Origin of the sequence: Kingella pumchi (assembly GCF_022288825.1) — a bacterium.
GTDB classification, from domain to species: domain Bacteria; phylum Pseudomonadota; class Gammaproteobacteria; order Burkholderiales; family Neisseriaceae; genus Kingella_D; species Kingella_D pumchi.
Genome location: NZ_JAKOOW010000026.1, coordinates 18253 through 40491, shown reverse-complemented (window position 1 = coordinate 40491; position 22239 = coordinate 18253). Strand labels below are relative to the sequence as shown.

General features: G+C 59.6%; 22 protein-coding genes. 8 read left to right on the top strand and 14 right to left on the bottom strand.

From position 1 onward, the window contains the following. Window positions 1–168: 168 nt before the first annotated feature. A complete protein-coding gene (fnr, locus tag MB824_RS07660) occupies window positions 169–906 on the bottom strand; it encodes a fumarate/nitrate reduction transcriptional regulator Fnr (RefSeq protein WP_238747782.1) in 738 nt (245 codons plus the stop codon). A 97-nt stretch (window positions 907–1003) separates the two neighbouring features. Between fnr and hemN the strand changes: the two genes are divergently transcribed. Further along, complete coding sequence (gene hemN, locus MB824_RS07655) at window positions 1004–2392, top strand: oxygen-independent coproporphyrinogen III oxidase (RefSeq protein WP_238747780.1); 1389 nt, start codon at window positions 1004–1006, stop codon at window positions 2390–2392. A gap of 62 nt (window positions 2393–2454) precedes the next feature. Here the strand turns inward: hemN and MB824_RS07650 are convergent, their stop codons facing one another. The 10 genes from MB824_RS07650 to MB824_RS07605 all read right to left on the bottom strand — a co-directional run bounded on the left by MB824_RS07650 (window position 2455) and on the right by MB824_RS07605 (window position 11550). Next, window positions 2455–2838, bottom strand: a complete 384-nt coding sequence (locus tag MB824_RS07650; protein ID WP_238747778.1) for a VanZ family protein — start codon at window positions 2836–2838, stop codon at window positions 2455–2457. Beyond that, window positions 2825–3046 (bottom strand): dioxygenase, encoded by a 222-nt coding sequence (locus MB824_RS07645; protein WP_238747776.1) that lies wholly within the window; start codon window positions 3044–3046, stop codon window positions 2825–2827. The genes MB824_RS07650 and MB824_RS07645 overlap by 14 nt, the downstream gene beginning before the upstream one ends. After that, the gene (locus MB824_RS07640; protein ID WP_238747775.1) at window positions 3043–4644 is read right to left on the bottom strand and encodes a glycosyltransferase family 2 protein; all 1602 of its coding nucleotides are present in this window, start codon (window positions 4642–4644) and stop codon (window positions 3043–3045) included. The genes MB824_RS07645 and MB824_RS07640 overlap by 4 nt, the downstream gene beginning before the upstream one ends. Before the next feature lie 27 nt (window positions 4645–4671). Continuing rightward, window positions 4672–5295 (bottom strand): riboflavin synthase subunit alpha, encoded by a 624-nt coding sequence (locus MB824_RS07635; protein WP_238747773.1) that lies wholly within the window; start codon window positions 5293–5295, stop codon window positions 4672–4674. A gap of 10 nt (window positions 5296–5305) precedes the next feature. Continuing rightward, window positions 5306–5842, bottom strand: a complete 537-nt coding sequence (locus MB824_RS07630) for an isochorismatase family protein (RefSeq protein WP_238747770.1) — start codon at window positions 5840–5842, stop codon at window positions 5306–5308. A 66-nt stretch (window positions 5843–5908) separates the two neighbouring features. Further along, complete coding sequence (gene rodA, locus MB824_RS07625) at window positions 5909–7030, bottom strand: rod shape-determining protein RodA (RefSeq protein ID WP_238747769.1); 1122 nt, start codon at window positions 7028–7030, stop codon at window positions 5909–5911. After that, complete coding sequence (mrdA, locus tag MB824_RS07620) at window positions 7027–9108, bottom strand: penicillin-binding protein 2 (RefSeq protein ID WP_238747767.1); 2082 nt, start codon at window positions 9106–9108, stop codon at window positions 7027–7029. Before mrdA ends, rodA begins: the two co-directional genes overlap by 4 nt. Continuing rightward, entirely contained in the window at window positions 9105–9608 is a 504-nt protein-coding gene (gene mreD / locus MB824_RS07615; protein WP_238747765.1) for a rod shape-determining protein MreD, read from the bottom strand. The genes mrdA and mreD overlap by 4 nt, the downstream gene beginning before the upstream one ends. After that, entirely contained in the window at window positions 9605–10492 is an 888-nt protein-coding gene (gene mreC / locus MB824_RS07610) for a rod shape-determining protein MreC (RefSeq protein ID WP_238747763.1), read from the bottom strand. The genes mreD and mreC overlap by 4 nt, the downstream gene beginning before the upstream one ends. A gap of 20 nt (window positions 10493–10512) precedes the next feature. Then, complete coding sequence (locus MB824_RS07605) at window positions 10513–11550, bottom strand: rod shape-determining protein (RefSeq protein ID WP_238747760.1); 1038 nt, start codon at window positions 11548–11550, stop codon at window positions 10513–10515. Between the two features lie 180 nt (window positions 11551–11730). On the opposite strand from MB824_RS07605, the gene gatC reads away from it, so the two are divergent. The 3 genes from gatC to hemE all read left to right on the top strand — a co-directional run bounded on the left by gatC (window position 11731) and on the right by hemE (window position 14061). Next, a complete protein-coding gene (gene gatC, locus MB824_RS07600) occupies window positions 11731–12021 on the top strand; it encodes an Asp-tRNA(Asn)/Glu-tRNA(Gln) amidotransferase subunit GatC (RefSeq protein ID WP_238747758.1) in 291 nt (96 codons plus the stop codon). Window positions 12022–12118: 97 nt separating this feature from the next. Next, on the top strand, window positions 12119–12928 hold the full coding sequence (locus MB824_RS07595) for a class I SAM-dependent methyltransferase (protein WP_238747756.1): 810 nt from the start codon (window positions 12119–12121) through the stop codon (window positions 12926–12928). Window positions 12929–12996: 68 nt separating this feature from the next. Beyond that, the gene (hemE, locus tag MB824_RS07590; RefSeq protein ID WP_238747754.1) at window positions 12997–14061 is read left to right on the top strand and encodes a uroporphyrinogen decarboxylase; all 1065 of its coding nucleotides are present in this window, start codon (window positions 12997–12999) and stop codon (window positions 14059–14061) included. 144 nt (window positions 14062–14205) lie between these two features. On the opposite strand, the gene MB824_RS07585 is transcribed toward hemE, so the two are convergent. Continuing rightward, window positions 14206–16608, bottom strand: a complete 2403-nt coding sequence (locus MB824_RS07585) for a FepA family TonB-dependent siderophore receptor (RefSeq protein WP_238747753.1) — start codon at window positions 16606–16608, stop codon at window positions 14206–14208. Between the two features lie 252 nt (window positions 16609–16860). Here MB824_RS07585 and MB824_RS07580 point away from each other — a divergent pair, with 252 nt between their 5' ends. From MB824_RS07580 to MB824_RS07570, 3 genes are all read left to right on the top strand, one after another. Then, entirely contained in the window at window positions 16861–17013 is a 153-nt protein-coding gene (locus tag MB824_RS07580; RefSeq protein WP_238747751.1) for a hypothetical protein, read from the top strand. 373 nt (window positions 17014–17386) lie between these two features. Further along, window positions 17387–18379 carry a FecCD family ABC transporter permease gene (locus MB824_RS07575; protein WP_238747749.1) on the top strand — a complete coding sequence of 331 codons (993 nt, stop codon included), beginning with the start codon at window positions 17387–17389 and terminating at the stop codon, window positions 18377–18379. Window positions 18380–18599: 220 nt separating this feature from the next. Next, a complete protein-coding gene (locus tag MB824_RS07570; protein WP_238747747.1) occupies window positions 18600–19403 on the top strand; it encodes an ABC transporter ATP-binding protein in 804 nt (267 codons plus the stop codon). A 389-nt stretch (window positions 19404–19792) separates the two neighbouring features. On the opposite strand, the gene MB824_RS07565 is transcribed toward MB824_RS07570, so the two are convergent. After that, window positions 19793–20383, bottom strand: coding sequence for an NAD(P)H-dependent oxidoreductase (locus MB824_RS07565; RefSeq protein WP_007342933.1), 591 nt, complete (start codon window positions 20381–20383; stop codon window positions 19793–19795). Between the two features lie 143 nt (window positions 20384–20526). Between MB824_RS07565 and MB824_RS07560 the strand changes: the two genes are divergently transcribed. After that, window positions 20527–21552, top strand: coding sequence for an ABC transporter substrate-binding protein (locus MB824_RS07560; protein WP_238747745.1), 1026 nt, complete (start codon window positions 20527–20529; stop codon window positions 21550–21552). A gap of 221 nt (window positions 21553–21773) precedes the next feature. Here MB824_RS07560 and MB824_RS07555 read toward each other — a convergent pair whose 3' ends face one another. Then, complete coding sequence (locus MB824_RS07555; protein ID WP_238747743.1) at window positions 21774–22202, bottom strand: TOBE domain-containing protein; 429 nt, start codon at window positions 22200–22202, stop codon at window positions 21774–21776. Between the last annotated feature and the right edge of the window lie 37 nt (window positions 22203–22239).

Below are 22239 nucleotides of genomic sequence, written 5' to 3'. Positions count from 1 at the left end.
AAAAATGAAACAAGGCAGACAAACCGGCTTTACGCCCGCTTATCTGCCTTGTTTATAAAGCACAAAAACCGCAAAGTCAAACAAAAATTAACTAAATATTGTTATAGTATAACAATCATTAACATTTCCTATTTCAGGCTGCCTAAAAAGCCGTAGAAACGTTTAATATCAGCCCGTTTTCACTTCTTTCGTGCTGCTGGCCACCAAATCCTGCAGCGCCTGAGGCTGCAATAAACGGATGTGCTTGTGATCGACGGCAATCCAGCCGTTTTGGTTGAAGCGCGACAAAGTGCGGCTGACGGTTTCCAGCTTCAGCCCCAAATAACTGCCGATTTCGTCGCGCGACATACGCAGGATAAAATCGCTGGCGGAAAAGCCGCGGTGCTGCAAACGCTGCGAAAGGTTGAGCAGGAACGCGGCCAGGCGCTCTTCGGCGCGCATATTGCCCAGCAGCAGCATCACGCTTTGGTCGCGCACGATTTCGTTGCTGAACAGGCGGAAAAAATGGGTGTTGATTTTCGGCGCGCGGCGGCCGGCCTCTTCCAGACTTTCCAAGCGCACTTCGCACACTTCGCTGTCTTCCAGTGCGATGGCATCGCAGCTGTAGCGGTTCATACCGATGCCGTCCATGCCCATCATCTCGCCGGACATAAAAAAGCCGGTTACCTGGTCGCGCCCGTCCTGCAGGGTAACGGTGGTTTTGAAAAAACCGGTACGCACGGCGAACAGCGAAGAAAATTCTTCGCCGGCGTGAAACAGATATTCGCCCTTTTTAATCCGGCGGCTCTGGCGCTCAACCGCGTCCAGAAGTTCGAACTCACCGTTTTCCAGCGTAACCGGCGTGCACAATTCGTAGAACGAGCAGGTTGCGCATTGCGAAGTCAGGGGGATGGATTTTTTCGTCATTGAGTGTGGCATCGGTTATCTGCTTGACAAAAGTCAATGAATTTTTATAAAAACAGGCTTATTCTAACAAAATTTATACCAACAATAAATAATCCTTATGAACACCCACACCATCCAATTCGACCGGCGCCTGATCGCCTCCCTGCCCGCCAACGGCCCCCGCTATACATCCTACCCCACCGCCGACCGCTTCCACGACGCTTTCAGGCAGCCCGAATACCACAACACACTGCGCGACACCCTTGCCGGGCAGCCTGAAAAACCGCTGTCGCTCTATCTGCACATCCCCTTTTGCAACACCATCTGCTACTACTGCGGCTGCAACAAAATCATCACCAAAGACAAAACCCGCGCCGACGAATATCTCAACTATCTGGAAAAAGAAATGGCGCTGCTCGCCCCCCACCTGGGCGGACGGCACCCGCTGGCGCAGCTGCACTTCGGCGGCGGCACCCCCACCTTTCTTTCCGACGATCAGCTCGAGCGCGTGTTCGCCATGATCCGCGAACACTTCCAGCTCTTGGACGACGGCGAATACTCCATCGAAATCGACCCGCGCAAAGTCGGCGCCGCCACCATCGGGCATCTCGGCCGGCTCGGTTTCAACCGCATGAGCGTCGGCATCCAGGATTTCGACCCCAAAGTCCAAGCCGCCGTCAACCGCATCCAAACCGTTGAAGAAACGCGAGAAGTCATCGAAGCCGCCCGCAATTCCGGTTTCAAATCCGTCAGCGTCGATCTGATTTACGGCCTGCCGCATCAAACCCTCTCCAGCATCGAAACCACCTTCGATACCGTCCTCTCTCTCGCCCCCGACCGCCTCGCACTCTACCACTACGCCCACCTACCGCACATTTTCAAACCCCAGCGGCGCATCGACACCAATGCCGTCCCCAGCAGCGAAGAAAAACTCGACATCCTGCAATACGCCGTGCGCCGTCTCGATGCCGAAGGCTATGTGTTTATCGGCATGGACCACTTCGCCAAGCCCGACGACGAGCTGGCTATCGCACTTAAAGAAGGCCGGCTGCAGCGCAACTTCCAAGGCTATTCCACCTATGCCGACTGCGATTTGGTGGCCATCGGCGTTTCCGCCATCGGCAAAGTCGGCGATACCTACAGCCAAAACGAGCGCGACATCGAAAAATACTACGCCGCCCTCGATGCCGGACAACTGCCCGTTATGCGCGGCTACCATCTCGATCGCGACGACCTTCTGCGCCGCAACATCATCCAAGACCTGATGTGCCGCTTTGCGCTGGATTTTGCCGACTACGCCGCCGAAACCGAAGTCCCCTTTGCGCGCTATTTCGCCGCCGAACTGGCCGACCTGCAGCAGCTGGCACAACTCGGCCTACTCAAAATCAGCGACAACCGCATCGAAGTAAGCGCCAAAGGCCGCTTCCTGATCCGCAACATCGCCATGGTTTTCGACCGCTACCTACGCCACAGCGAAACCCGTACCAAATATTCGCAAACCGTATAGCGCCGCAAAACGCAGCAAAAAGGCAGCCTGAAACTTTTCAGGCTGCCTTTTTCACTATTGTTTCAAATATCTTCCGTTCGGCGGCTGCGCGCTTGCTGGATTTGCGCCGCGAAATACAGCGCCAGGCCGGCGCCGCACAAGTCTGCGGCGAAATCAAGCATATCGCCGCTGCGGGTACGGGTCAGATAATGTTGCGCCAACTCGCTGGCGGCGGCGTAAATCACGGCAAACGCCAGCAGTGCGCGCAGCGGCAGCGGGCGTTTTTCGGCCAGCCAGGCTTTGGCCAGCAGCCAGAGTTGGGCGAAAAACAGCGCGGCGTGGACGAATTTGTCGAAATGGGCAAACGGTGCTTTCAGGCTGCCGTTGTCGTTTTCGCGCAGCACCAGCGCGTAGATGCTGGCCAGCAGCCACAGCAGCGCCAGCAGCAGCCATTTATTGCGCGGCATCGCCGGCTTCCTCCACATAGCGCGCACAATTTTCGGCCAGCTTGGCAAAACGGCCGCCGCGCTCGGCAAACAGCTGCTGCCAACGGCGGGCTTCGGCGGCATCCGGCGCTTCGTCGCTGCCGGCTTCTTCCAAAAAGAAAGCCAGCGTTTCCGCCACTTCGGTATAGGCTTCTTCGCGGAAAAACCTCTCCAGTTCGTTATCGCTCATTTCAGGCTGCCTTTCTCGTTCTGCACCGCTTCTGCGGCAAAGCGGTCCATGCCGTTTTCGCAGCGGATCAGGCTGCCTTCCAGCGTCTGCGCCAAGAGCCGGTCGTTTTCCGGCAGCGACTGGCGCGACGCTTCGTGGTGCCACAAATGATAGGCGACGGCGGCGAATTTCAAATTGGCGCGTTTGCCGCCGGCATTGAAAAATCGTGCGGCAAATTCGCTGTCTTCGCGTCCCCAGCCGACAAAATCGCTGTTAAAGCCGTTGATGCGCTGCGCGTCTTCGCGGAAAAAACCCATATTGCAGCCGCGGATGCCGGTGAGGTTACGGTTTTCCCTGCGGATCAGCAGTTTGGCCAGCAGAGGAATGCGGCACAAGCGCAGCCGTTTGTGCCAGGCGTCTGTTAGGCCGCGCCGATACCACGCCGGCAAAGACAAGCTGCCGTTTGCCGCCTGCGCCAGCACGGCATCGGTGGCGGCCTGATCCAATTGCCCTGCTGCGCCCTGCACCAACACGCCTTTTTTTGCCGCCTGCTTGTGGTCGGCGACAAATCGGGGATGCAGCAGGGTTTCGCTATCGGCCAGCAGCACGTAGTCGCAACGGCTGTGCAGCAGCGCGCGGTTTAACCATTCTGCCCTGCTGCCGTCTTTTTCAGGCTGCCTCAGCAGCTTTAAAGACGGTATCAGCGGCCGGTATTGTTCGACTACGGCGTCGGTGCGGGCATCGCATTCCGCGCAGGCAAGCAGCACTTCGTCGGGCGCCGTCTGCTGCGCCAGCACCGACTGCAGCACGGCGGCCAGCGCATCGGCGCCGCTGCGGACGCTGATAATCAGCGAAACGCTGAGCCGGCGGTTGGCTTCGGCCAGCTTGACGTATTTGTAATAGGAACCCTGTGCCTGCGCGGCGGAAATCACCCAGCCGGTAGCGCCGTCGCGCCAGCCGCCGCGAAAAAGATAGCTTTTGACAAAGGCCGCGGCGCCGTGGCCGATGGCAGACAAGAGAGCAGTGCGCTGTTTGAACTGCTGCTGTTCGGCAAACAAATCGGTATAGCGCTGGACTTTTTTCTCCACCAATTCGGATACGCCGTCAAACGAATAATGCAGCAATTCCTGCCGCAGGCGCACGATAGCGGTGTTTTCCGGCAGCGCCAGCGATTCGTGGACGCGGCGGTCGTTGTAGCGCACGCGGCCGCGATGGTAGAGTCGCAGCACATAGTCGGGCGACCAGCCGCAGCTGCGGATCGGGCGGCCGCAGTAGTGGTTCAGCCGCGGCAGCGAGTAAACGGTATTTTCGTCCAGCGTCAGCGCGGCGATTTCGGCGGCCAGTTCGGGGAGGACGATTTCGTCGCTGTCGATATTCAGAATCCAGTCGTGCTCGGCCAGCGAAGCGGCTAGGTTTTTCAGCGGACCGAAGCCGATAAACGGGCTTTGGTGCAGGCGCACGTTGGCAAAACCGGCGGCGATTTCCATGGTGGCATCGCTCGAGCCGTTGTCCAGCACGATGACTTCGGCGAAACCGGATAATGCCGCGAGCGACTGCGCCAGATATTTTTCGGCGTTTTTCACCGGCATGGTTACGCTGATGGGAAGGGGAGCCTGCATCGCTTTATCCTTGGAAAAATCTGCCTTTCAGGCAGCCTGAAAGCCTTTTTGCGCCATCACCCGCGCCACGGTGTCCACCACCGCCTGGGTTTGGGCGTCGATTTCGAGATTGACCGCATCGCCGGCGCGGCGGCTGCCGAACAGGGTACGCTCCAGCGTTTCCGGTATCAGGTGCACGCAAAAGGCGTCGTCGCCAACGATGCCGACAGTCAGGCTGCAGCCGTCGAGCCCGACAAAGCCTTTGGCAAACAGATAGGGTTTGAGTTTTTCAGGCAGCCTGAACCACAGCGTGCGGTTTAAGCCGTTCTCGTCGATGCGGATGATTTCGACGGTGGCCATAATGTGACCGCTCATCACATGGCCGCCGATTTCGTCGCCGAAGCGGGCGGCGCGCTCGAGATTGACGCGATCCCCGGCTTTCAGGCTGCCCAAATTGGTTTTGGCCAGCGTTTCCGCCATCAGATCAAACTCGGCCAGGCAGCCTGAAACGCGGGTTACGGTCAGGCAGCAGCCGTTGTGGGCGACTGAAGCGCCGGTTTCCAACCCACCGGCCAGATGCTCGGGCAATTCGACGGTGAAGCGGCGGAAATCGGGCGCGGGGCTGTCGATGGCACGGATCAGGCCGGTGCCCTGCACGATGCCGGTAAACATGGCGGTATCCTTATTGAATCAGTTTGGAGATGGCTTTGAACTGGGGATGTTTGGCATCGGCCAAAAGCTGGAACAGCACGCTTTCGCTGTTGCTGACAATGGCGCCGGCCGCCTGCATCTGGCGCAGGCCGTTGGCTTTGTTGGCTTCGGTGCGCGAAGTAAGCGCGTCTTCCAGCGCGTAAACCCGCATGCCTTGCGCCAGCAGATCCAGAGCGGTCTGCAGCACGCAGATATGGGTTTCGCAGCCGAGCAGCACAACGTTTTCAGGCTGCTTTTGAGCGATGGCGGCAGCCACTTCGGGGGTGTAGGCGGAAAAACGGGTTTTCTCGAAGCGCGGCGCATCGGCGCAGGCGCGGGAAACCGGTTCGATGGTGGCGCCCAAGCCTTTGGGATATTGCTCGGTCAAGAGCAGCGGCACATCCAGCAGGCGGCAGCCTTCGATAAAGCGCACGGCGGCGGCGCTAAAGGCTTCGGCCTGCGACAGCGCGGGCAGCAGGCGCTCTTGGATGTCGATAACGAGAACGAGGGTATTGTCGGCAGTCGGCATAAGCATCTCCTGAAAACGCGGTTTCAGGTAGCCTGAAAACCGCGGGGGTAACAGCTAACGAAGCGTTTAACGGAAGCGTTTTTTGTTCTGGTTGGCAATGCCCATCAGCAGGGCGAGAATCGCCATAATCGACAGGGTGGCGGTGCCGCCGTAGCTAACCAGCGGCAGCGGCACGCCTACCACCGGCAAAATGCCGCTGACCATGCCCATATTGACGAAGGCGTAGCAGAAAAAGGTCATGGTCAGCGCGGCGGCCAGCGTGCGGTTGTAAAGCGTGGTGGCTTTGAACGAGATATACAGCCCGCGGCCGATGATGATGGTGTAAACCGACAGCAGCAGCAGATTGCCGATCAGGCCGAACTCTTCGCCGTACACGGCAAAGATAAAGTCGGTAGTCGATTCGGGGATGTAATCGAGACGGGTCTGGGTGCCGTTGAGCCAGCCCTTGCCCCACAGGCCGCCGGAGCCGATGGCGATCATCGACTGCAGAATGTGGTAGCCCGAACCGAGCGGGTCTTGGGTGGGATCGAGCAAGGTCAGCACGCGGCGTTTCTGATAATCGTGCAGGCCGTAGTTCCAAATCAGCGGCAGCGAAGCGGCAAAGCCGATCAGCGCGGCGGCAATCACTTTCCACGGCAGGCCGGCGAAAAACACCACCAAGAGCCCCGAGGCCATAATCAGGGTGGCGGTGCCCAAATCGGGCTGCTTGAGAATCAGCGCGCCGGGCACCAACACCACTACCAGCGCAATCAGATAGTGGTACCAGCGCAGATCGTTTTCATAACGCTGGAAAAACCACGCCACCACCATCGGCAGCGCGATTTTCATAATCTCCGAAGGCTGCAGCCTGAACAGGCCGAGATTGAGCCAGCGGGTCGAACCGTTGACGGTTACGCCGAAAAAATGCACGCCCAACAGCAGCAGCACGCCGAAAATATACATCGGCGGCGCGAAATTGCTCAAAGTCTGCGGCCGCACCCGTGCCACCACCAGCAGCACGCCGAAAGCGAGCACGGTGTGCAGGGTTTTGCTTTCCAGCCGCCCCCAGTCCTGGCCATCGGCGGAATACAAAAGAAACATGCTCATCAGATACACCGCCAGCATGCTGTAAAACAGCCAGGGGTCGAGCGGATCCCACAGCAGGTGCTTGAGCTTCAGCAGCAGGTTTTCGTCGCGTTGCTTGGTCATGGTTGGCCCTTTGCCGGTTGCGGGGTAAGGGGAGCGGAGGCCGGCGCCGATGCTTCGGAGGCGCTTTGCGCGCGCTCTTTGGCTACGGCTTCAAAAGCAGCCTGAACGTTTTGCTGCGGCCTGGCCGTTTTCAGGCTGCCTTCCAACAGCGGATTGGCGGTACGGCGGCCGCCGCCGGATGCGGGCTGCAGTTTGTCTTCCTTCCAGCGCAAAAGATAAAAGTCGCTCAGCTGGCGGGCAATCGGCGCGGCACTGGCGCCCCAGCCGCCGTTTTCCAGAATCACCGCAATCGCAATCTGCGGCTTTTCAACCGGCGCAAAGGAAATAAACCAGGCGTGGTCGCGGTGCTGCACGCGCAGCGCGGCAGCGTTGTAGCGCTTGCCTTGGGCAATCTGCACCACCTGCGCGGTGCCGGTTTTGCCGCCCATGCTGTATTTGAGGCCGCCGTTGATGCGCTTGGCGGTACCGCTTTGGATCACCCGCGCCATCGCCTGTTTGACATAGTTGAAATTGCTTGGTGAAAACGGCAGTTTGTGGTCGGGATTGGGTTCGAGCTGGGTTAAGCGCTGGTTTTCATGGTCGAGCAGCTCTTTGACCAGATGCGGGCGGAATACCACGCCGTTGTTGGCGAGTATCGAAGTGGCCTGCGCCATCTGCAGCGGGGTATAGGCGTTATAGCCCTGGCCGATGCTCACCGGCACCATTTCGGCGATATTCCAGCGGCGGCGGTTTTCAGGCAGCTTGGAGAAGCGCTTGGCCTTCCATTCGGGCGAAGGCAGCACGCCTTGGTATTCGCCGGGCAGGTCGATGCCGGTTTTCTGCCCCAGGCCGAACTGCGCCAGATACGGCCGCGTTTTCTCGATGCCCAATTCAAAACCCAGGCGGTAGAAGAAAGTATCCGACGACACCTGAATGGCTTTCATCAGATTGGCCGAGCCGTGGCCGCTGCGCACCGAATCGCGAAACTGGTGCTTGGTGCCGGGAATGCTCCACGCGCCGGGCGCGGGAATGACGGTGTGCTGGTTGATTTTGCCGCTTTCAAGCAGCGCCATGCCCATAAACGGCTTAAAGGTCGAACCCGGCGGATACAAACCCTGGGTTACGCGGTTGATCATCGGCCGCTGCCAGTCTTCGTTGAGCGCTTTCCATGTATCGCTGTCGATGCCGTCGATAAACAGATTGGGATCGAAGCCGGGCTTGGAAACAAAGGCGATGATGCCGCCGGTTTGCGGGTCGATGGCCACCAGCGCGCCGCGGCGGCCGGCCATTAGGCGGTCGGCTTCCTGCTGGACGCGGATGTCCATCGCCAAACGCAGGGTCTGGCCGGTTTGCGGCGGATCGGATTTGATTTCGCGGATGATGTTGCCGGCGGCGTCTTTCTCCACTTCGCGATAGCCGGGCACGCCGTGCAGCTGGGCTTCGTAAAAGGCTTCCAAACCGGATTTGCCGATGTGGGTGGTGCCGTGGTAGGCGGCGGAACGGCCGGACTCTTCAAGTTTTTTCTGGTCTTTGTCGCTGATGCGGCCGATATAGCCGAGAAAGTGCGCAGTCAGGCTGCCGTAGGGGTATTCGCGGAAGGTGCGGGCGTTGATTTCCACACCGGGGAAACGATACAGCTGCGCCGCCAGCCGCGAGGCTTCGTCGGGCGTGAGCTTCAGCTTCAGCGGCACTTTTTCATAGGCACGCATATCGGCGCGGAATTTTTTGAAGCGCTTGATATCGGTTTCGTCGATTTCGACATAAGCGCGCAGATCTTCGATCAGATCTTCAATTTTGCGGTGGGTTTCTTTGGGAATCACTTCCAGTGAATAGGCCGGATAGTTGCGCGCCAGCACCACGCCGTTGGCATCGATGATTTCGCCGCGCACCGGTGCGGTGGGAATCAGGCTGATGCGGTTGGTGGCGGCCTTAACGGTGTATTCGTCGTATTTGCTGATTTGCAGGTAGAAAAAGCGGGCGCCCAGCACGCCAAACATTACCAGCACCAACAGCAGCGCCGCCAGCAGGCGGATCAGAAAGTCTCGCTGCCGGTTGCGGGCTTCCCGCCCGGGGGCGGATAGGTAACGCGGGCTTTTCATCGTTTCAGACGGCGCAGATTGGTCAGGGAAACCATGACCTTATTCAGAATCGGCCACAGCAGTGCGCCGAGAAAGGGGGAAAGAAACACCAACCAGCCTGAAAAGCGGTGGTCGTAACGCAGGCGCACCAGCACCTGCACCACTTCGCTGCTCATCAGGGCGATGGCCACGACTACCGCTTGTTGGCCGTAGTCGTAAAGCACGATTTGGCGCAGGTTGCGGATCAGCAGATAGGCTGCCGCCATATACGCCAGCGAGTGCATGCCGGTGGGCGAGCCGGTGCCGATATCGACCAGTAGGCCGACGATAAACGCCGCGCCGATGCCGACGCGGTGCGGGGCGTTGATCACCCAATACAGCAGCAGCATCGCCGTCAGCTCGGGCAGCCAGTAAAACAGGCTGCCTGAAAACGGAATAAAATCGACCATCATCGCAAAGGCCAGACTCAATAGCAGCAGGCGTTTGGATGCGGTATCGGGATATTTTTCAAAATGGTTCATGGTTTGGCAGACGGAACGGAAGCGGCTGCGGCATCGGACGTGGTTTCGCCGGTTTGCGGCAGCGGCTGCTGCGGCAGCACCAGCACATATTTGCTGCTGCGCAGCGCCGCCACCGGTTTGAGCTGGGCGCTGTAATAAGGCATACCGGTGTTGCGGCCGGTCTGCACCACTTTGGCTACCGGAATGCCGGCGGGATAGACGCTGTCGAGACCGGAAGTAACCAGCATGTCTTCAGGCTGCAAATCGGCATCGCTGGGGAAATAGCGCAGGCTGAGCTGGTCGCTGCCGCCGTACACCAGCGTGCGCACGCCGGTGCGCGCCACCATTACCGGAATCACCGCCTTGGCATCGGTAAGCAGATGGACTTCGGCGCTGAAGGGATAACTTTGGCTGACCTGGCCGACCAAGCCGTTTTCATCCACCACCGCATCGCCGGCGCGGATGTTTTGGCGGCTGCCTTTATTGATGATGATGCGGTTGGCCAACGGCTCTTTGCCGTTGGACACCACTTCGGCGGTTTGCGCTTCGCCCAAGCCGTGGCTGCCGAGCGCCGCCAGCGATTTGAGCTGCTCGAGCTCGCGGGCGTTCATATCGGCGCGGTGCAGGTCGATTTTCAGCCGAGAGTTTTCCAAAGTCAGACGCTCGTTTTCGGTGAGCAGATAGTCTTGCGACTGAAACAGCGCGCTGCCGTACTCGTACCATTCCACCGGCTGCTGCGCCATCCACTGCAGCGGATACAGCGCGCCGGCGATATATTCCTTGGCACGCTGCATCGCCGTATAGCGCTCGTCGAGCACCATCAGCACCACCGACAGCAGCGACAGGCAGATCAGCTTATTGACCGGACTGATGCCGCGGCGGGCGAAGGGATAGGGTTGCGACATTTTTCAGGCTGCCTGAAAAATCAGATATTGGCAAAAACGGAATTGACCTTGCCGATCATGTCCAGCGCCTTGCCCGAACCGCGCGCTACGCAGGTGAGCGCATCTTCGGCAATCAACACCGGCAGGCCGGTTTCTTCGGCCAAAAGACGATCCAGCCCTTTGAGCAGTGCGCCACCGCCGGTCAGCACCAGGCCGCGGTCGGCGATGTCGGCGCCCAATTCGGGTGGAGTTTGCTCCAGCGCGTTGCGTACCGCCTGCACAATCTGGCTGAGCGGATCGGCCAGCGCTTCGAGCACTTCGTTGGATGAGATGGTGAAAGAGCGCGGAATGCCTTCGGCCAGATTGCGGCCTTTGACTTCGATTTCGGTAACTTCCAGGCCCGGGAAGGCCGAGCCGATGCGCTTTTTGATTTCTTCGGCGGTGGCTTCGCCGATCAGCATGCCATAGTTGCGGCGCACATAATTGATGATGGCTTCGTCGAAAGCGTCGCCGCCTACGCGCACCGAATGGGAATACACCACGCCGGAGAGCGAGATCACGCCCACTTCGGTGGTGCCGCCGCCGATGTCCACCACCATCGAGCCGGTCGGCTCTTCGATCGGCAGGCCGGCGCCGATGGCGGCGGCCATCGGCTCCTCAATCAGATTGACAATCGACGCGCCGGCATTAACCGCCGAGTCGCGGATGGCGTTACGCTCCACCTGGGTCGAGCCGCAGGGCACGCAGATAACGATGCGCGGCGCCGCCGCCCATTTGCTGCTGTTTACCTTGCGGATAAAGGCGCTGAGCATTTTTTGGGTAACGTCCAAATCGGCAATCACACCGTCTTTCATCGGGCGGATGGCCTGGATGCGGCCAGGGGTGCGGCCGAGCATTTTTTTCGCTTCCGCGCCCACCGCCAGCGTGACTTCCTTGCCGGTATCGATATCGGTCTGCACCGCCACCACCGAAGGTTCGTCCAACACAATGCCTTTGCCTTTGATGTAAATCAGGGTATTGGCGGTTCCCAAGTCGATGGCCAGGTCGTTGGAAAAGTAGCGGGTGAGAAAGCGGAACATAATCAATCCTAAAAATTGAGTTCAAACAATAAGTAAAGCATGACAACGCGGCAGCTTCGCCGGAAAATCGTCATGCCCGGGAAATTTTTTCAGTTATAATCGCGAGCTTTGCGGCTGCGACGGCGCGCAATCATACCCTACTTTCCCCGATTTGCTAAACGAAATTTAAAGGATTTAACCATGCCGCTGAGCATCGCCGATGTTGAAAAAATCGCCCGTCTTGCCCGTCTGACGCTGAGCGAAGAAGAAAAAATCCAATCGGTTAAGGAATTGGACAAACTGTTTGCCACCGTAGAAGCGATGCAGGCAGTAAATACCGACGGCATCGAGCCGATGACCCACCCGCACGAGCTGGCGCTGCGCCTGCGCTCGGACGAAGTGACCGAAAGCGACCACGCCGCCGAATACCAGGCCTGCGCGCCCGAAGTGCGCAACCGCCTGTACGTTGTGCCGCAAGTTATCGAAGAATAAAGCGGCAAAGGCAGCCTGAAAGCCGGCAACGGCGTTTTCAGGCTGCCTTTTCCCTATCCCCGCCTTTTTCAGGCTGCCTGCCGAAAGCCGTTTTGCCATGAACCCGATCCGCCGCGTCCTGCCCGAAACCGATTTTGCCGAACACTACCGGCGCCATATGCGGCGCGTCGGCTACCGCCCCAAGCCCAGCAGCGAGTGGGACGCCAAAGCTCCCGCGCTCAACCGCCGCGAAGGCGGCGAGAGCCGCTACATCCGCGCCCTGCTCGCTGCCATCGACTGGCCGCAAAACGGCACCCTGCTCGATGTCGGCTGCGGCACCGGCGCGCTTGCCCTTGCCGCCGCCGGCCGCTGCCGCCACGTTTATTGCCTGGACTACAGCCCGGTGATGCTGCAAACGCTGGAACAAAACGCCCGCGCCGCCGGCATCGCCAATTACAGCACTTTTCTGCTCGACAAAAACGCCGACTGGCCGCAGGTGCCGCACTGCGATACCGTTGTCTGCTCGCGCGCCGGTTTGGATCACGACTTGGCCGCGCTGTTTGCCAAGCTCTCGAAGCACGCCGCCAAGCAGGTTTATTTCAGCCAAATCGTCGGCGGCCGTTTCGATCTGCCGGAAATCTCCGCCCTGCTCGGCCGCGACCGCGAAGCCTTCCCCGACTACATACTCTCCGCCAATATACTGTACGAAATGGGCTACGACCCCGAAATCCGCTTTATCCGCAGTGAAGGCCGCTGGGCGCACTGCGAAAGCTGGCAGGATTTTCAGGCTGCCGCCACCGCCCAATACGGCAGCCTGAACGACGGCGAAACCGCCGCCCTGCACGACTGGTACCAAAACAACCATCACCGTCTCACCCCCGACTACTGCGGCATGAAATGGGCGCTGCTGTCGTGGCAGACCGCCTGAACCCGCCTTTTTTCAGGCTGCCCCAAGCAGCCTGAACAGCCAAACCGACCCACACGGAAACCCGAATAATGGACACCCTGCAAAACGACACCTATCTGCGCGCCCTGCTGCGCCAGCCCACCGACTACACGCCGGTTTGGATGATGCGCCAGGCCGGCCGCTATCTGCCCGAATACCGCGCCAGCCGCGCGCGCGCCGGCAGTTTTCTCGATTTGTGCAAAAACACCGAGCTGGCCACCGAAGTAACCCTGCAGCCCTTGGATCGCTTCGACTTGGACGCCGCCATCCTGTTTTCCGACATCCTGACCGTGCCCGACGCCATGGGCTTGGGGTTGTATTTTGCCGAAGGCGAAGGGCCTAAGTTTGAAAAACCGCTGCAGCACGAAACCGACATCGCCGCGCTGGCGGTGCCCGATATGGACAAGCTGCGCTATGTGTTTGACGCCGTCGCCTCCATCCGCCGTGCGCTCAACGGCCGCGTGCCGCTGATCGGCTTTTCCGGCAGCCCGTTTACCCTGGCCTGCTATATGGTCGAAGGCAGCGGCAGCAAAGAATGGCGCACCCTCAAAACCATGATGTACGCCCGTCCCGAGCTCTTGCACCGTATTCTCGACATCACCGCCCAAGCCGTTGCCGACTACCTCAACACCCAAATCGAACACGGCGCGCAGGCGGTACAGATTTTCGACACTTGGGGCGGCACCCTTAGCCCTGCCGCCTTTGAAGAATTCAGTCTCGCCTATATGCGCCGCATCGTCGGCAGCCTGAAACGCGAACACCAAGGCCGCCGCGTGCCGGTGGTGCTGTTTACCAAAGGTGGCGGCCTGTGGCTCGAACAGATGGCCGACGCCGGCGCCGACGCGCTGGGCTTGGACTGGACTTGCGACATCGGCAGCGCCCGAAGCCGCGTCGGCAGCCGCGTGGCGCTGCAGGGCAATCTCGACCCCGCCGCACTCTACGGCTCGCCCGAATCCATCCGCGCCGAAACCGCGCGCATTCTCGAATCCTACGGCAAAGGCAGCGGCCACGTTTTCAACCTCGGCCACGGCATCAGCCAGTTCGCCGACCCCGAACACGCCAAAGTGCTGGTCGATGCTGTGCACGAACTCTCCCGCCCCTACCATCAGGCCTAAACTGCGGATAAAGGTTCTCAGGCTGCTTTGCCGATAAGACCAGCAGCCTGAAAAGTTTTGGGCTCGGCAAAAAGCAGCCTGAAAATGCGAAAAAGCAGCCTGAAAGGTTTTCAGGCTGCTTTGCTTTCTGCAAAACAAACTACATCAGAACGAATAACGCATGCTCATATAGTAGCTGCGGCGGCGTTCGTTGTAGGTGCGGGCGGTGCCGGCGGTGCGCAGGACGGTTTTGTCGAACAGGTTGTTCACGCCTGCACGCAGGCTGATGGTATCTTTCCAGTTGTAGCCGATGTTGAACCCGAACACACCGTAGCTGCCTAATTCGTGCTCTTTCAGCTTGCTGCCGCCGTCTTCGTAGTACACGTCGATGAAGCGGATGGGCCGGGAGCCGGTTTTTTGACGGCCGTAGCGGGTGTACGTGGCGTTTAAGTCCCATTCGGGAGTGATTTGCCAGTTCAGTGTGCTGTTGATGGTGTATTTGGGCACAATCGATACGGGGTTGCCGTAGAACTTCTCTTCGTTACGCTGGAAATAAGTGAAGTTGGTGCTGAAGTTCAGTTTGTCGCGGATCAGCGGCAGGGTTAAGTTGCCTTCAAAGCCAGCGAGTACAGCCTTGCCACGGTTGCCCCATTGGTACACGTTGGTGGCGGTGTAGTTGCGCCAAATGTTGATGCCCGCGCGGTTGTTTGTGCGGCGTACATCGCGATCATAGCCGCCGGTGGGGGCGTCGATGGTGGTAATGAATTCACCGTTATCGATAATGCGGTTGCGGTAGTCGTTGTGAAAATAGGCCAGTGAGGCGATATAACCGTCTTTGTTGAACTCGAAACCGATTTCTTTGTTGATACTGGTTTCGGGTTTGATATTTTTATTGCCGACAAAGTAGCAGGCGCGGCCCCAGTCGAAGCCGCCAGGACGGTTGTTGAGATAGGGATCGGTCGGCCTCTGGTCGTTGCCCGCCCCGGTACCGCCGGTGGCGCTGTTATTTTGCGCATTTGGGTTGTCCCAGCGGTTGTGTTCGTCGATCGGACAGCCGTGGCTGGCATTGGTCAGCATGTAGTTGGGCTGGGTTTGGTATAAGTTGGGCGCTTTGAAGGCGCGGGCGATGCCGCCTTTGATCCGCCAGCTGTCGTTCAGGGCGTGGGAGAAGTTGAACGAGGGGGAGAAGGTGGAGCCGAAGGCGGTGTTGTAGTCCCAGCGCAGGCCAGGGATCAGGAAGGTGCGGCCTTGGTTGAGGGAAATATTGTCTTCCACATAGATGGCAAAATCATTCTGACTGCCTTTGCCGCTACGGCCGGTGCTGGCAAGCCACGGGATATTGCCGTAGGTTTGCATGGTTTGCTTCATGGAGGCGGAATCGTCGAGCACGGAGCGGCCGCCTTCCGCACCCACGGTGAGGGTGTGGCGACCCAAAGGCAAATCGGCACGGCTGCCGAAGCGGTAGTTTTTCAGGATACTGTCGGAAAAGCCGGTGGTGCTGTTGTAGGCACCCTCGGTGCTGCCAAGCAGGCCTTCTGGCAGGCGGCTGTTTACGGTTTTGTCGAAGCTGATGTAGCTTTCCAAATCACCCCATTCCCAGTTGCCGTTGTGAGTCAGGGTGTAGCTTTGGCGGTAGAGGCGGGCAGTTTCCGAGCCGATAAGCGGAAAGGCAACGTTGCGTACGGCAGGAACGAGTACGTTACTGCTTTGGGTGTCGCCGTTGTAGATATTGCCTTGGCGGCTGTAGGCGGCATCGAAAGTGAGGCGTTGGGTGGGGCTGATGTCCCATTGCAGGCGGCCGGCGATGTCGCGGTTGCGCACGCCTTCGCGGCCGGCGCTAAGGGCAGTGCCGGTGTTTACGCTGTTGTTGATGTCGAAATCATCGGGGCTGGTTTTGTTGAGGTTGCCGTAGAGGCGGAAGCCAAGTGTGTTTTTTACGACGGGGCCGGACACGATGAAGTTGGCACGGCGGGTGGCGCCTTGATCTGTGCCGCTCTGCGGTTGTTCGATATAAGTGCCCACGCTGCCGTGGAATTCGCGGGTGATGGGTTTGGTGCGGATGTTTACCACGCCACCCATCGCGCCGGAGCCGTAGCGGGCAGCGGCAGGGCCGCGCAACACTTCGATTTTTTCAATCATTTCGGGCGGTACCCAGTTGGAGTCACCGCGCGTGTTGCGCACGCCGCCGCGGCCGTAGCGTTCGGCATTGCGCGAGCGCACGGGTTTGCCGTCGATCAGAATCAGTGTGTTTTCCGGGCCCATGGCGCGGATGTCGATTTGGCGTTTGTTGCCGCGTGTGCCACCGGGCGAGTTGGTGCTGAGAGTAACGCCCGGCATTTTGCTGACGATTTCGGAGATGTCGTTGCTAACGGGCATCTTCTGCAAGTCCTGCGCGGTAATCACCGACGAGCCCAGCTGCTGCTTGGCCTGGCGTTCGGCGGTAACGTGGACGGTCTGCAATTCGCCGTTGTCGGCGGCTTCGGCATTATCATCGGTGTCGGCAGCGGCGCCGGTGGCAATCAGCAGCAGGGCGCTGAGCACATTGAGTTTGAACAAAGCGGGTTTCATGATTTGAGGCTTCCTGTGTAAGATTATGATTTGTCGCTTGAATTTTTGGTTTTCGGCTACGGCTGGAAAAAAGGTGCGAAATTGTAAGGTTTTGTTTGCGTATTGATATAGAACGTAAGGACTAATCCTTTCGACCAATCACAATCCGCCGCGCTTTATGGTCGAATCGCGCCCTTTTTGATTTTTCGTTTTCAGGCAGCCTGAAAAGGGAAAAACCGCCAGCCTTGCACCCAAAGCAGCCTGAAAGCGCAAATGCCGTCATTAGCTTCGCAAGTCCGCTACGCTACCCCCGCGCAGGCGGGAATCTTGTTTGAAGACAAACGACCGACGGTTTCCCAAACCATGCCCAAGCTCCGGCAAGATTCCCGCCTGCGCGGGAATGACGGAACAAATGGGGCAGCCTGAAAAGTCGGTTACGGGTATCCGACCTACGCAAACTGCCTTTTCAGACGGCATAAAAGGCTGTCTGAAACGGCTAATCCGACAGCAATCAAACTCCCTCCCCTGCGCCCGCGCGGGGGCGGGTTGGGGAGGGGGTGGCGGTTCGCAGAACCGCTTTGGCTGCGGAACCACAAACGTTTGTCCAGCCGCAAGCGCCCCCACCCTAGCCCTCCCCCGCAAGCGGGAGAGGGAACGCTGTTACCCGCCATGTTTCAGACGGCCTTTTCAGGCTGCCTGAAAGCACAAGGCAGCCTGAAACCCGCCAAACCCGCCCGCCATCCGAACCATAAAAAAGCAGCCTGAAACCCCGTTTAGGCTGCCTGTGCCACCGTTTCCTATGTCCCGCATTCCCTACCCCGTCCTGCTCGCCCTGACCGCCGCCGCGCTTGCTGCCGCCGCCGTGTTTTCCCTGTCGTGGGGGCGCTATCCCGTGCCGCTCGATGCCGTGTGGCAGACCCTGAGCGGCCACAACGCCGACGAAACCTACCAAAACATCATCTTCAACCTGCGCCTGCCGCGCATTGCCGCCGCGATGCTGGTGGGTATGGCGCTGTCGCTGGCGGGCGCGGTGTATCAGGGCATTTTCCGCAACCCGCTGGTGTCGCCCGATTTGCTCGGCGTATCCTCCGGCGCGTGCGTCGGCGCGGCGGCGGCGGTAATTGCCGGCGGCGGCATGCTTGCCATGCAGGGCGCGGCTTTCGGCGGCGGCCTGCTGGCGGTGGCCTTGACCCTGACCCTGCCGCGCCTGATCGGCCGCGACTCGGCGGTGGTGCTGGTGCTCGCGGGCATTGTCGTGTCCGGTTTTATGGGCGCAACGCTCGGCGTGGTCAAATATCTGGCCGACCCCGAAACCGAGCTGGCCGAAATCGTCTATTGGCAGATGGGCAGCCTGGCCAAGGCGCAAACCGAGCAACTGGTGTGGCTTGTGCCGGTGATGCTGCTGCCCGCGCTGCTGTTGCTGCTGATGCGCTGGCGGATTAACGTGCTGTCGCTGGGCGAGCGCGAAGCACGGCTGGTGGGCGCCGACACCCGCAAAGAGCGGCTGCTGATGATTGTCTGCGCCACGCTGCTCACCGCCTCGGCCGTGTGCATCAGCGGCACCATCGGCTGGCTTGGTCTGGTCGTACCGCATCTGGCGCGGATGCTCGTGGGCGACAACAACCTGCGCAGCCTGCCGCTGTCGCTGCTGGTCGGCGCGCTGTTTCTGCTGTTGGCCGACACGCTGGCGCGCAACCTTTATACGCAGGAAATCCCGCTGGGCATCCTTACCGGCTTTATCGGCGCCCCGTTTTTCGCCTGGGTGCTGGTGCGGCAGAAACCGGCGGATTAGGCCGTCTGAAACAGTTAATTCAGCAGCAATCAAGCTCCCTCTCCTGCGCCCGCGCGGGGGAGGGCTGGGGAGGGGGTGGCATTTCGCAGAAATGCTTTGGCTGTCGAACCGCAAACGTTTATCCAGCCGCAAACACCCCCACCCTAACCCTCCCCCGCAAGCGGGAGAGGGAAAAAGAAACCATCTGCCCCAAAGCAGCCTGAAAACCAACACCCGAAAAATGCTCCAAATCCAAAACCTTCACTACGCCTACCGCAGCCGCGCCGTACTCCAAGGCGTGAATCTCGAGCTGCCTGCCGGCACGCTGCTCTCGCTGCTCGGGCGCAACGGCGCGGGCAAATCCACCCTGCTCAACTGCATTAGCGGCCTCTTCAAACCGCAGCAGGGGCGCGCGCTGCTCGACGGGCGCGATACCGCCGATCTTAACCCGCGCGAAACCGCCCGCAGCATCGCCTACGTTTCGCAAAACGCCCCGCAAACCTACCGCTACACCGTACTCGATTACGTATTGCTCGGCCGTGCCGCCCGCCTGCCGCTGTATGCCAAGCCCGCCGCAGCCGATTACGCCGTGGCCGAAGCCGCGCTGGAGAAACTGGGCATCGCCCGTTTGGCGCAAAAAATCTACATGGAAACCAGCGGCGGCGAAAAACAGCTCGCCAACATCGCCCGCGCCCTGGCCCAAGAGCCGCGAGTGATTCTGTTTGACGAACCCACCTCCGCCCTTGACTACGGCAACGCCGCCGCCATCCTCAGCCTGATGGCCGATTTGGCCGAAGCGGGCTACACCGTTATCAATACCACCCACAACCCCGAACACCCGCTGCTGCTGCACGGCCGCCACCCGCAAAGCCAAACCGCGCTGCTGTTGGCCGACGGCACCGTGCAAAGCGGCAACACCGCCGACATCCTGACCCAAGACGCGCTGCAGTCGCTCTACCAAACCGACCTGCGCCTGCTCGGCATCCCCGGCTGGAGCCGCCGCGTCTGCGCCCTCGCGCCGCTGCCGCAACGGGCGCAGGCGTAAGGCAGCCTGAAAACCGCAAAGGCCGTCTGAAAAAACACAAACGCCGACTGCCCAACTCCCTCCCCCTGCGCCCTACGCGGGGGAGGGGCGGGGAGGGGGTGGCGGTTCGCCGAACCGCTTGGCTGCCGCGCCGCAAATATTGCCAAGCCGCAACCGCCCCAGCCCTCCCCAGCAAGTGGGAGAGGGAGCAAGGCAGCCGGAAACCTAACGTAGGGTGTGTGGCTCCGCCACGCACGCGGATACAATGTCCGAACCGCCGCCCGTGCCCGAACACCGGCAAACCGCGTGCGTGCCTTGCGGCACACACCCTACACAAACCCGAAAGGCCGTCTAAAAACCGAAAAAGCAGCCTGAAACGGTTTTCAGGCTGCCTTCGGAGGGCGCGGCGGCTATTCCAGCGTAATGCCGTCTTCCTGCATTTTCGCCAGCAGCGCGGCGAGTTTTTTCTGCGGGTCAAGCAGCGGGTCAAGGATATGCGCCGCCATATTGTCGGCAGACTGCCGGATTGCCGCTTCGTTTGCGCCGACTGCGCCGTGGAAAATAAACGGCGGCAGGAATTTGGTTTGGATGAGATTAGCGGTTTGTTGCAGCGGCTTCAAAAATTCGCTCATGGAATAGCTGTTGTAGCCGCCTGCCTGGTAAGAATCCGCCGGCCCGCCTGTTGAAATGGACGACACCCATTCTTTGCCCGCCAACGCTTTTCCTGTCGGGCCGTATGCCCAGTTGTAGGTGAGCACGTCGTCAAACCATTGTTTCATCAAGGGCGGCACGGAATACCAGAAAAACGGGTGCTGAAACACCAAGCGGTCGTGCGCCAACAGTGCGGTCTGTTCGGCGGCAACATCGATTTTGCCGTCCGGATACAGGCTGTACACGCGGCGCACGGTTACATCGGGCAGCCCTTCCAGCCGCTGCGCCCACAGGCGGTTTACGGTGGATTGTTCCAATTTGGGATGGAAAACATTGATCAGCGTTTTCATTGCAGAGTCCTTTCTTCTGCGTTGGAGAGGCTTTGCATTATAGTCCCAAACCTAAAGGCCGTCTGAAAGCACAGTTTCGGCGCAGCCAAAACCGAAAAAGCAGCCTGAAAACCCATCCACCAACCCAGCAAAGGAAACCCGAAATGTTCCGACAACCCGTCAAAACCCTCGCCGCAGCCCTGCTCGGCGCCGCCCTCGCCCTCGCACCCGTCCACGCCCGCAGCGTGCGCGACATCAACGGCAACGCCGTCGAAATTCCCGACCAAGTCAACCGCATCGCCGATTTATGGCCGGCCAATAACCAAGTCGTCCTCTTGTTGGGCGGCGCAGACAAACTCGTCGGCACGGTCGAAACCATCCAGCAACGCCCGTGGTTTGCCAAAGTCTATCCGCGCATCAAAAAAGTGCCCGCGCTCTCCAACGGCACCACCGTGCAAAGCGAAGCCCTGCTCGCCGCCCGCCCCGACGTGGTGCTGCTTTCCCAGCCGTCCATGCAGCAGCAGGTGAAACAGGCCGGGCTGAAAACCGTGCTGGTCAATTTCCAAACTTATGACGGCCTGAAAAAAACCGTCAGCATCACCGCCGACGTCATCGGCGGCAAAGCGCCGCAGATTGCCAAGCAGTACAACGCCGAGCTGGACGCCAATATCCGCCTGGTTTCCGAGCGCACCAAAGCCATCCCCGCCGCGCAAAAACCGCTGGTGCTGCACATTTCCGACGGCAGCAACCTGCGCAAAATCGACGGCGGCCGCTCCATCGTCGGCGACTGGATACGCATCGCCGGCGGCCGCACCGCCCTGCCGGACACCGCCAACCTGGCCGAAGTGCCGATGGAGGAAATCGTCAAAGCCAACCCCGACATCGTCATCATCGGCGGCCGCAATGCCGCGCAGGCCATCGCCAAAATCCGCAAAGACCCGTCCTGGCAGAGCATTAAGGCGGTGAAAAACAACCGTCTGCACGCCAACCCGGGCGGCACTTTCGGCTGGGACCGCTACAGCGCCGAAGGCGCGCTGCAAGTGTTGTGGGCGGGCAAACTGCTCCACCCCGAGCGCTTCCGCGACCTTGACCTGGCCGCCAAAACCCAGGCGTTTTACCAAAAATACTATCGCTACAATCTGAGCAAGGGCGACGCGCAAAGGATTGTGGACGGTTTGGATCCGCAGTAGTCCGTTCGGGCAAAAGGTTTTCAGGCTGCTTTTCCGTGCAGGAAGGCAGCCTGAAACTTTTGCCAAACCCGCAGACTGCTCCAAGCGGCACCATTCCCGCGCAGGCGGGAATGACGTTGCTTAGGGGGGCGCAATCAGCGTGTTGGCAAACTCAAAAATAAAAAAGGCCGTCTGAACCCGCAATCTGGTTCAGACGGCCTTTTCTTTTCAGATAAACCGCTTTACGCCGGTACGCCCAAAATCACGCTGCCGGCTTTAAACAGCGCGGTGGCGGTTTGGCCGACCTGCAGTTCGAGACCGTCGGAGCTTTCGATGGTGATGCCGGCGATGATGAAGACGCCGCTGCCGAGATCGATTTCCACCAAGGAATACACTGCGCCGCGGCTGATGTTGCTGATGGTGCCGGTCAGTCGGTTGCGGGCGGAGAGTTTGATGTGGGCGGCATCGGTGGCAATGATGACGCTGGTGGATTTAATCAGGGCGACGACGGGTTTGCCTTCTTTGAGTTCGAGATATTCGCGGCTGTCGCAGGTGATGGTTGCGGCCAGTTCCTGGCCGCCATTCAGGGCAACGATGACTTCGTCGTTGACCGCGCCGTGTTTGATGGCTTTGACAGTGCCGACCAATTGGTTGCGCGCGCTGGTTTTCATGTGGAGTCCTTTATCAGTATTTATATGAAATTATTGA

Bases quoted from the DNA above. Each gene is read 5' to 3' on its own strand.
- MB824_RS07635 (WP_238747773.1), bottom strand. From the start codon at position 5,295: ATGTTTACCGGCATCGTGCAGGGCACCGGCCTGATCCGTGCCATCGAC.
- mreD (WP_238747765.1), bottom strand. From the start codon at position 9,608: ATGAACCATTTTGAAAAATATCCCGATACCGCATCCAAACGCCTGCTG.
- MB824_RS07605 (WP_238747760.1), bottom strand. From the start codon at position 11,550: ATGTTCCGCTTTCTCACCCGCTACTTTTCCAACGACCTGGCCATCGAC.
- MB824_RS07630 (WP_238747770.1), bottom strand. From the start codon at position 5,842: ATGCCGACTGCCGACAATACCCTCGTTCTCGTTATCGACATCCAAGAG.
- rodA (WP_238747769.1), bottom strand. From the start codon at position 7,030: ATGACCAAGCAACGCGACGAAAACCTGCTGCTGAAGCTCAAGCACCTG.
- hemE (WP_238747754.1), top strand. From the start codon at position 12,997: ATGGACACCCTGCAAAACGACACCTATCTGCGCGCCCTGCTGCGCCAG.
- MB824_RS07645 (WP_238747776.1), bottom strand. From the start codon at position 3,046: ATGAGCGATAACGAACTGGAGAGGTTTTTCCGCGAAGAAGCCTATACC.
- MB824_RS07560 (WP_238747745.1), top strand. From the start codon at position 20,527: ATGTTCCGACAACCCGTCAAAACCCTCGCCGCAGCCCTGCTCGGCGCC.
- gatC (WP_238747758.1), top strand. From the start codon at position 11,731: ATGCCGCTGAGCATCGCCGATGTTGAAAAAATCGCCCGTCTTGCCCGT.
- fnr (WP_238747782.1), bottom strand. From the start codon at position 906: ATGACGAAAAAATCCATCCCCCTGACTTCGCAATGCGCAACCTGCTCG.
- MB824_RS07575 (WP_238747749.1), top strand. From the start codon at position 17,387: ATGTCCCGCATTCCCTACCCCGTCCTGCTCGCCCTGACCGCCGCCGCG.
- MB824_RS07555 (WP_238747743.1), bottom strand. From the start codon at position 22,202: ATGAAAACCAGCGCGCGCAACCAATTGGTCGGCACTGTCAAAGCCATC.
- MB824_RS07565 (WP_007342933.1), bottom strand. From the start codon at position 20,383: ATGAAAACGCTGATCAATGTTTTCCATCCCAAATTGGAACAATCCACC.
- MB824_RS07650 (WP_238747778.1), bottom strand. From the start codon at position 2,838: ATGCCGCGCAATAAATGGCTGCTGCTGGCGCTGCTGTGGCTGCTGGCC.
- MB824_RS07580 (WP_238747751.1), top strand. From the start codon at position 16,861: ATGCCGTCATTAGCTTCGCAAGTCCGCTACGCTACCCCCGCGCAGGCG.
- mrdA (WP_238747767.1), bottom strand. From the start codon at position 9,108: ATGAAAAGCCCGCGTTACCTATCCGCCCCCGGGCGGGAAGCCCGCAAC.
- MB824_RS07640 (WP_238747775.1), bottom strand. From the start codon at position 4,644: ATGCAGGCTCCCCTTCCCATCAGCGTAACCATGCCGGTGAAAAACGCC.
- MB824_RS07570 (WP_238747747.1), top strand. From the start codon at position 18,600: ATGCTCCAAATCCAAAACCTTCACTACGCCTACCGCAGCCGCGCCGTA.
- hemN (WP_238747780.1), top strand. From the start codon at position 1,004: ATGAACACCCACACCATCCAATTCGACCGGCGCCTGATCGCCTCCCTG.
- MB824_RS07595 (WP_238747756.1), top strand. From the start codon at position 12,119: ATGAACCCGATCCGCCGCGTCCTGCCCGAAACCGATTTTGCCGAACAC.
- MB824_RS07585 (WP_238747753.1), bottom strand. From the start codon at position 16,608: ATGAAACCCGCTTTGTTCAAACTCAATGTGCTCAGCGCCCTGCTGCTG.
- mreC (WP_238747763.1), bottom strand. From the start codon at position 10,492: ATGTCGCAACCCTATCCCTTCGCCCGCCGCGGCATCAGTCCGGTCAAT.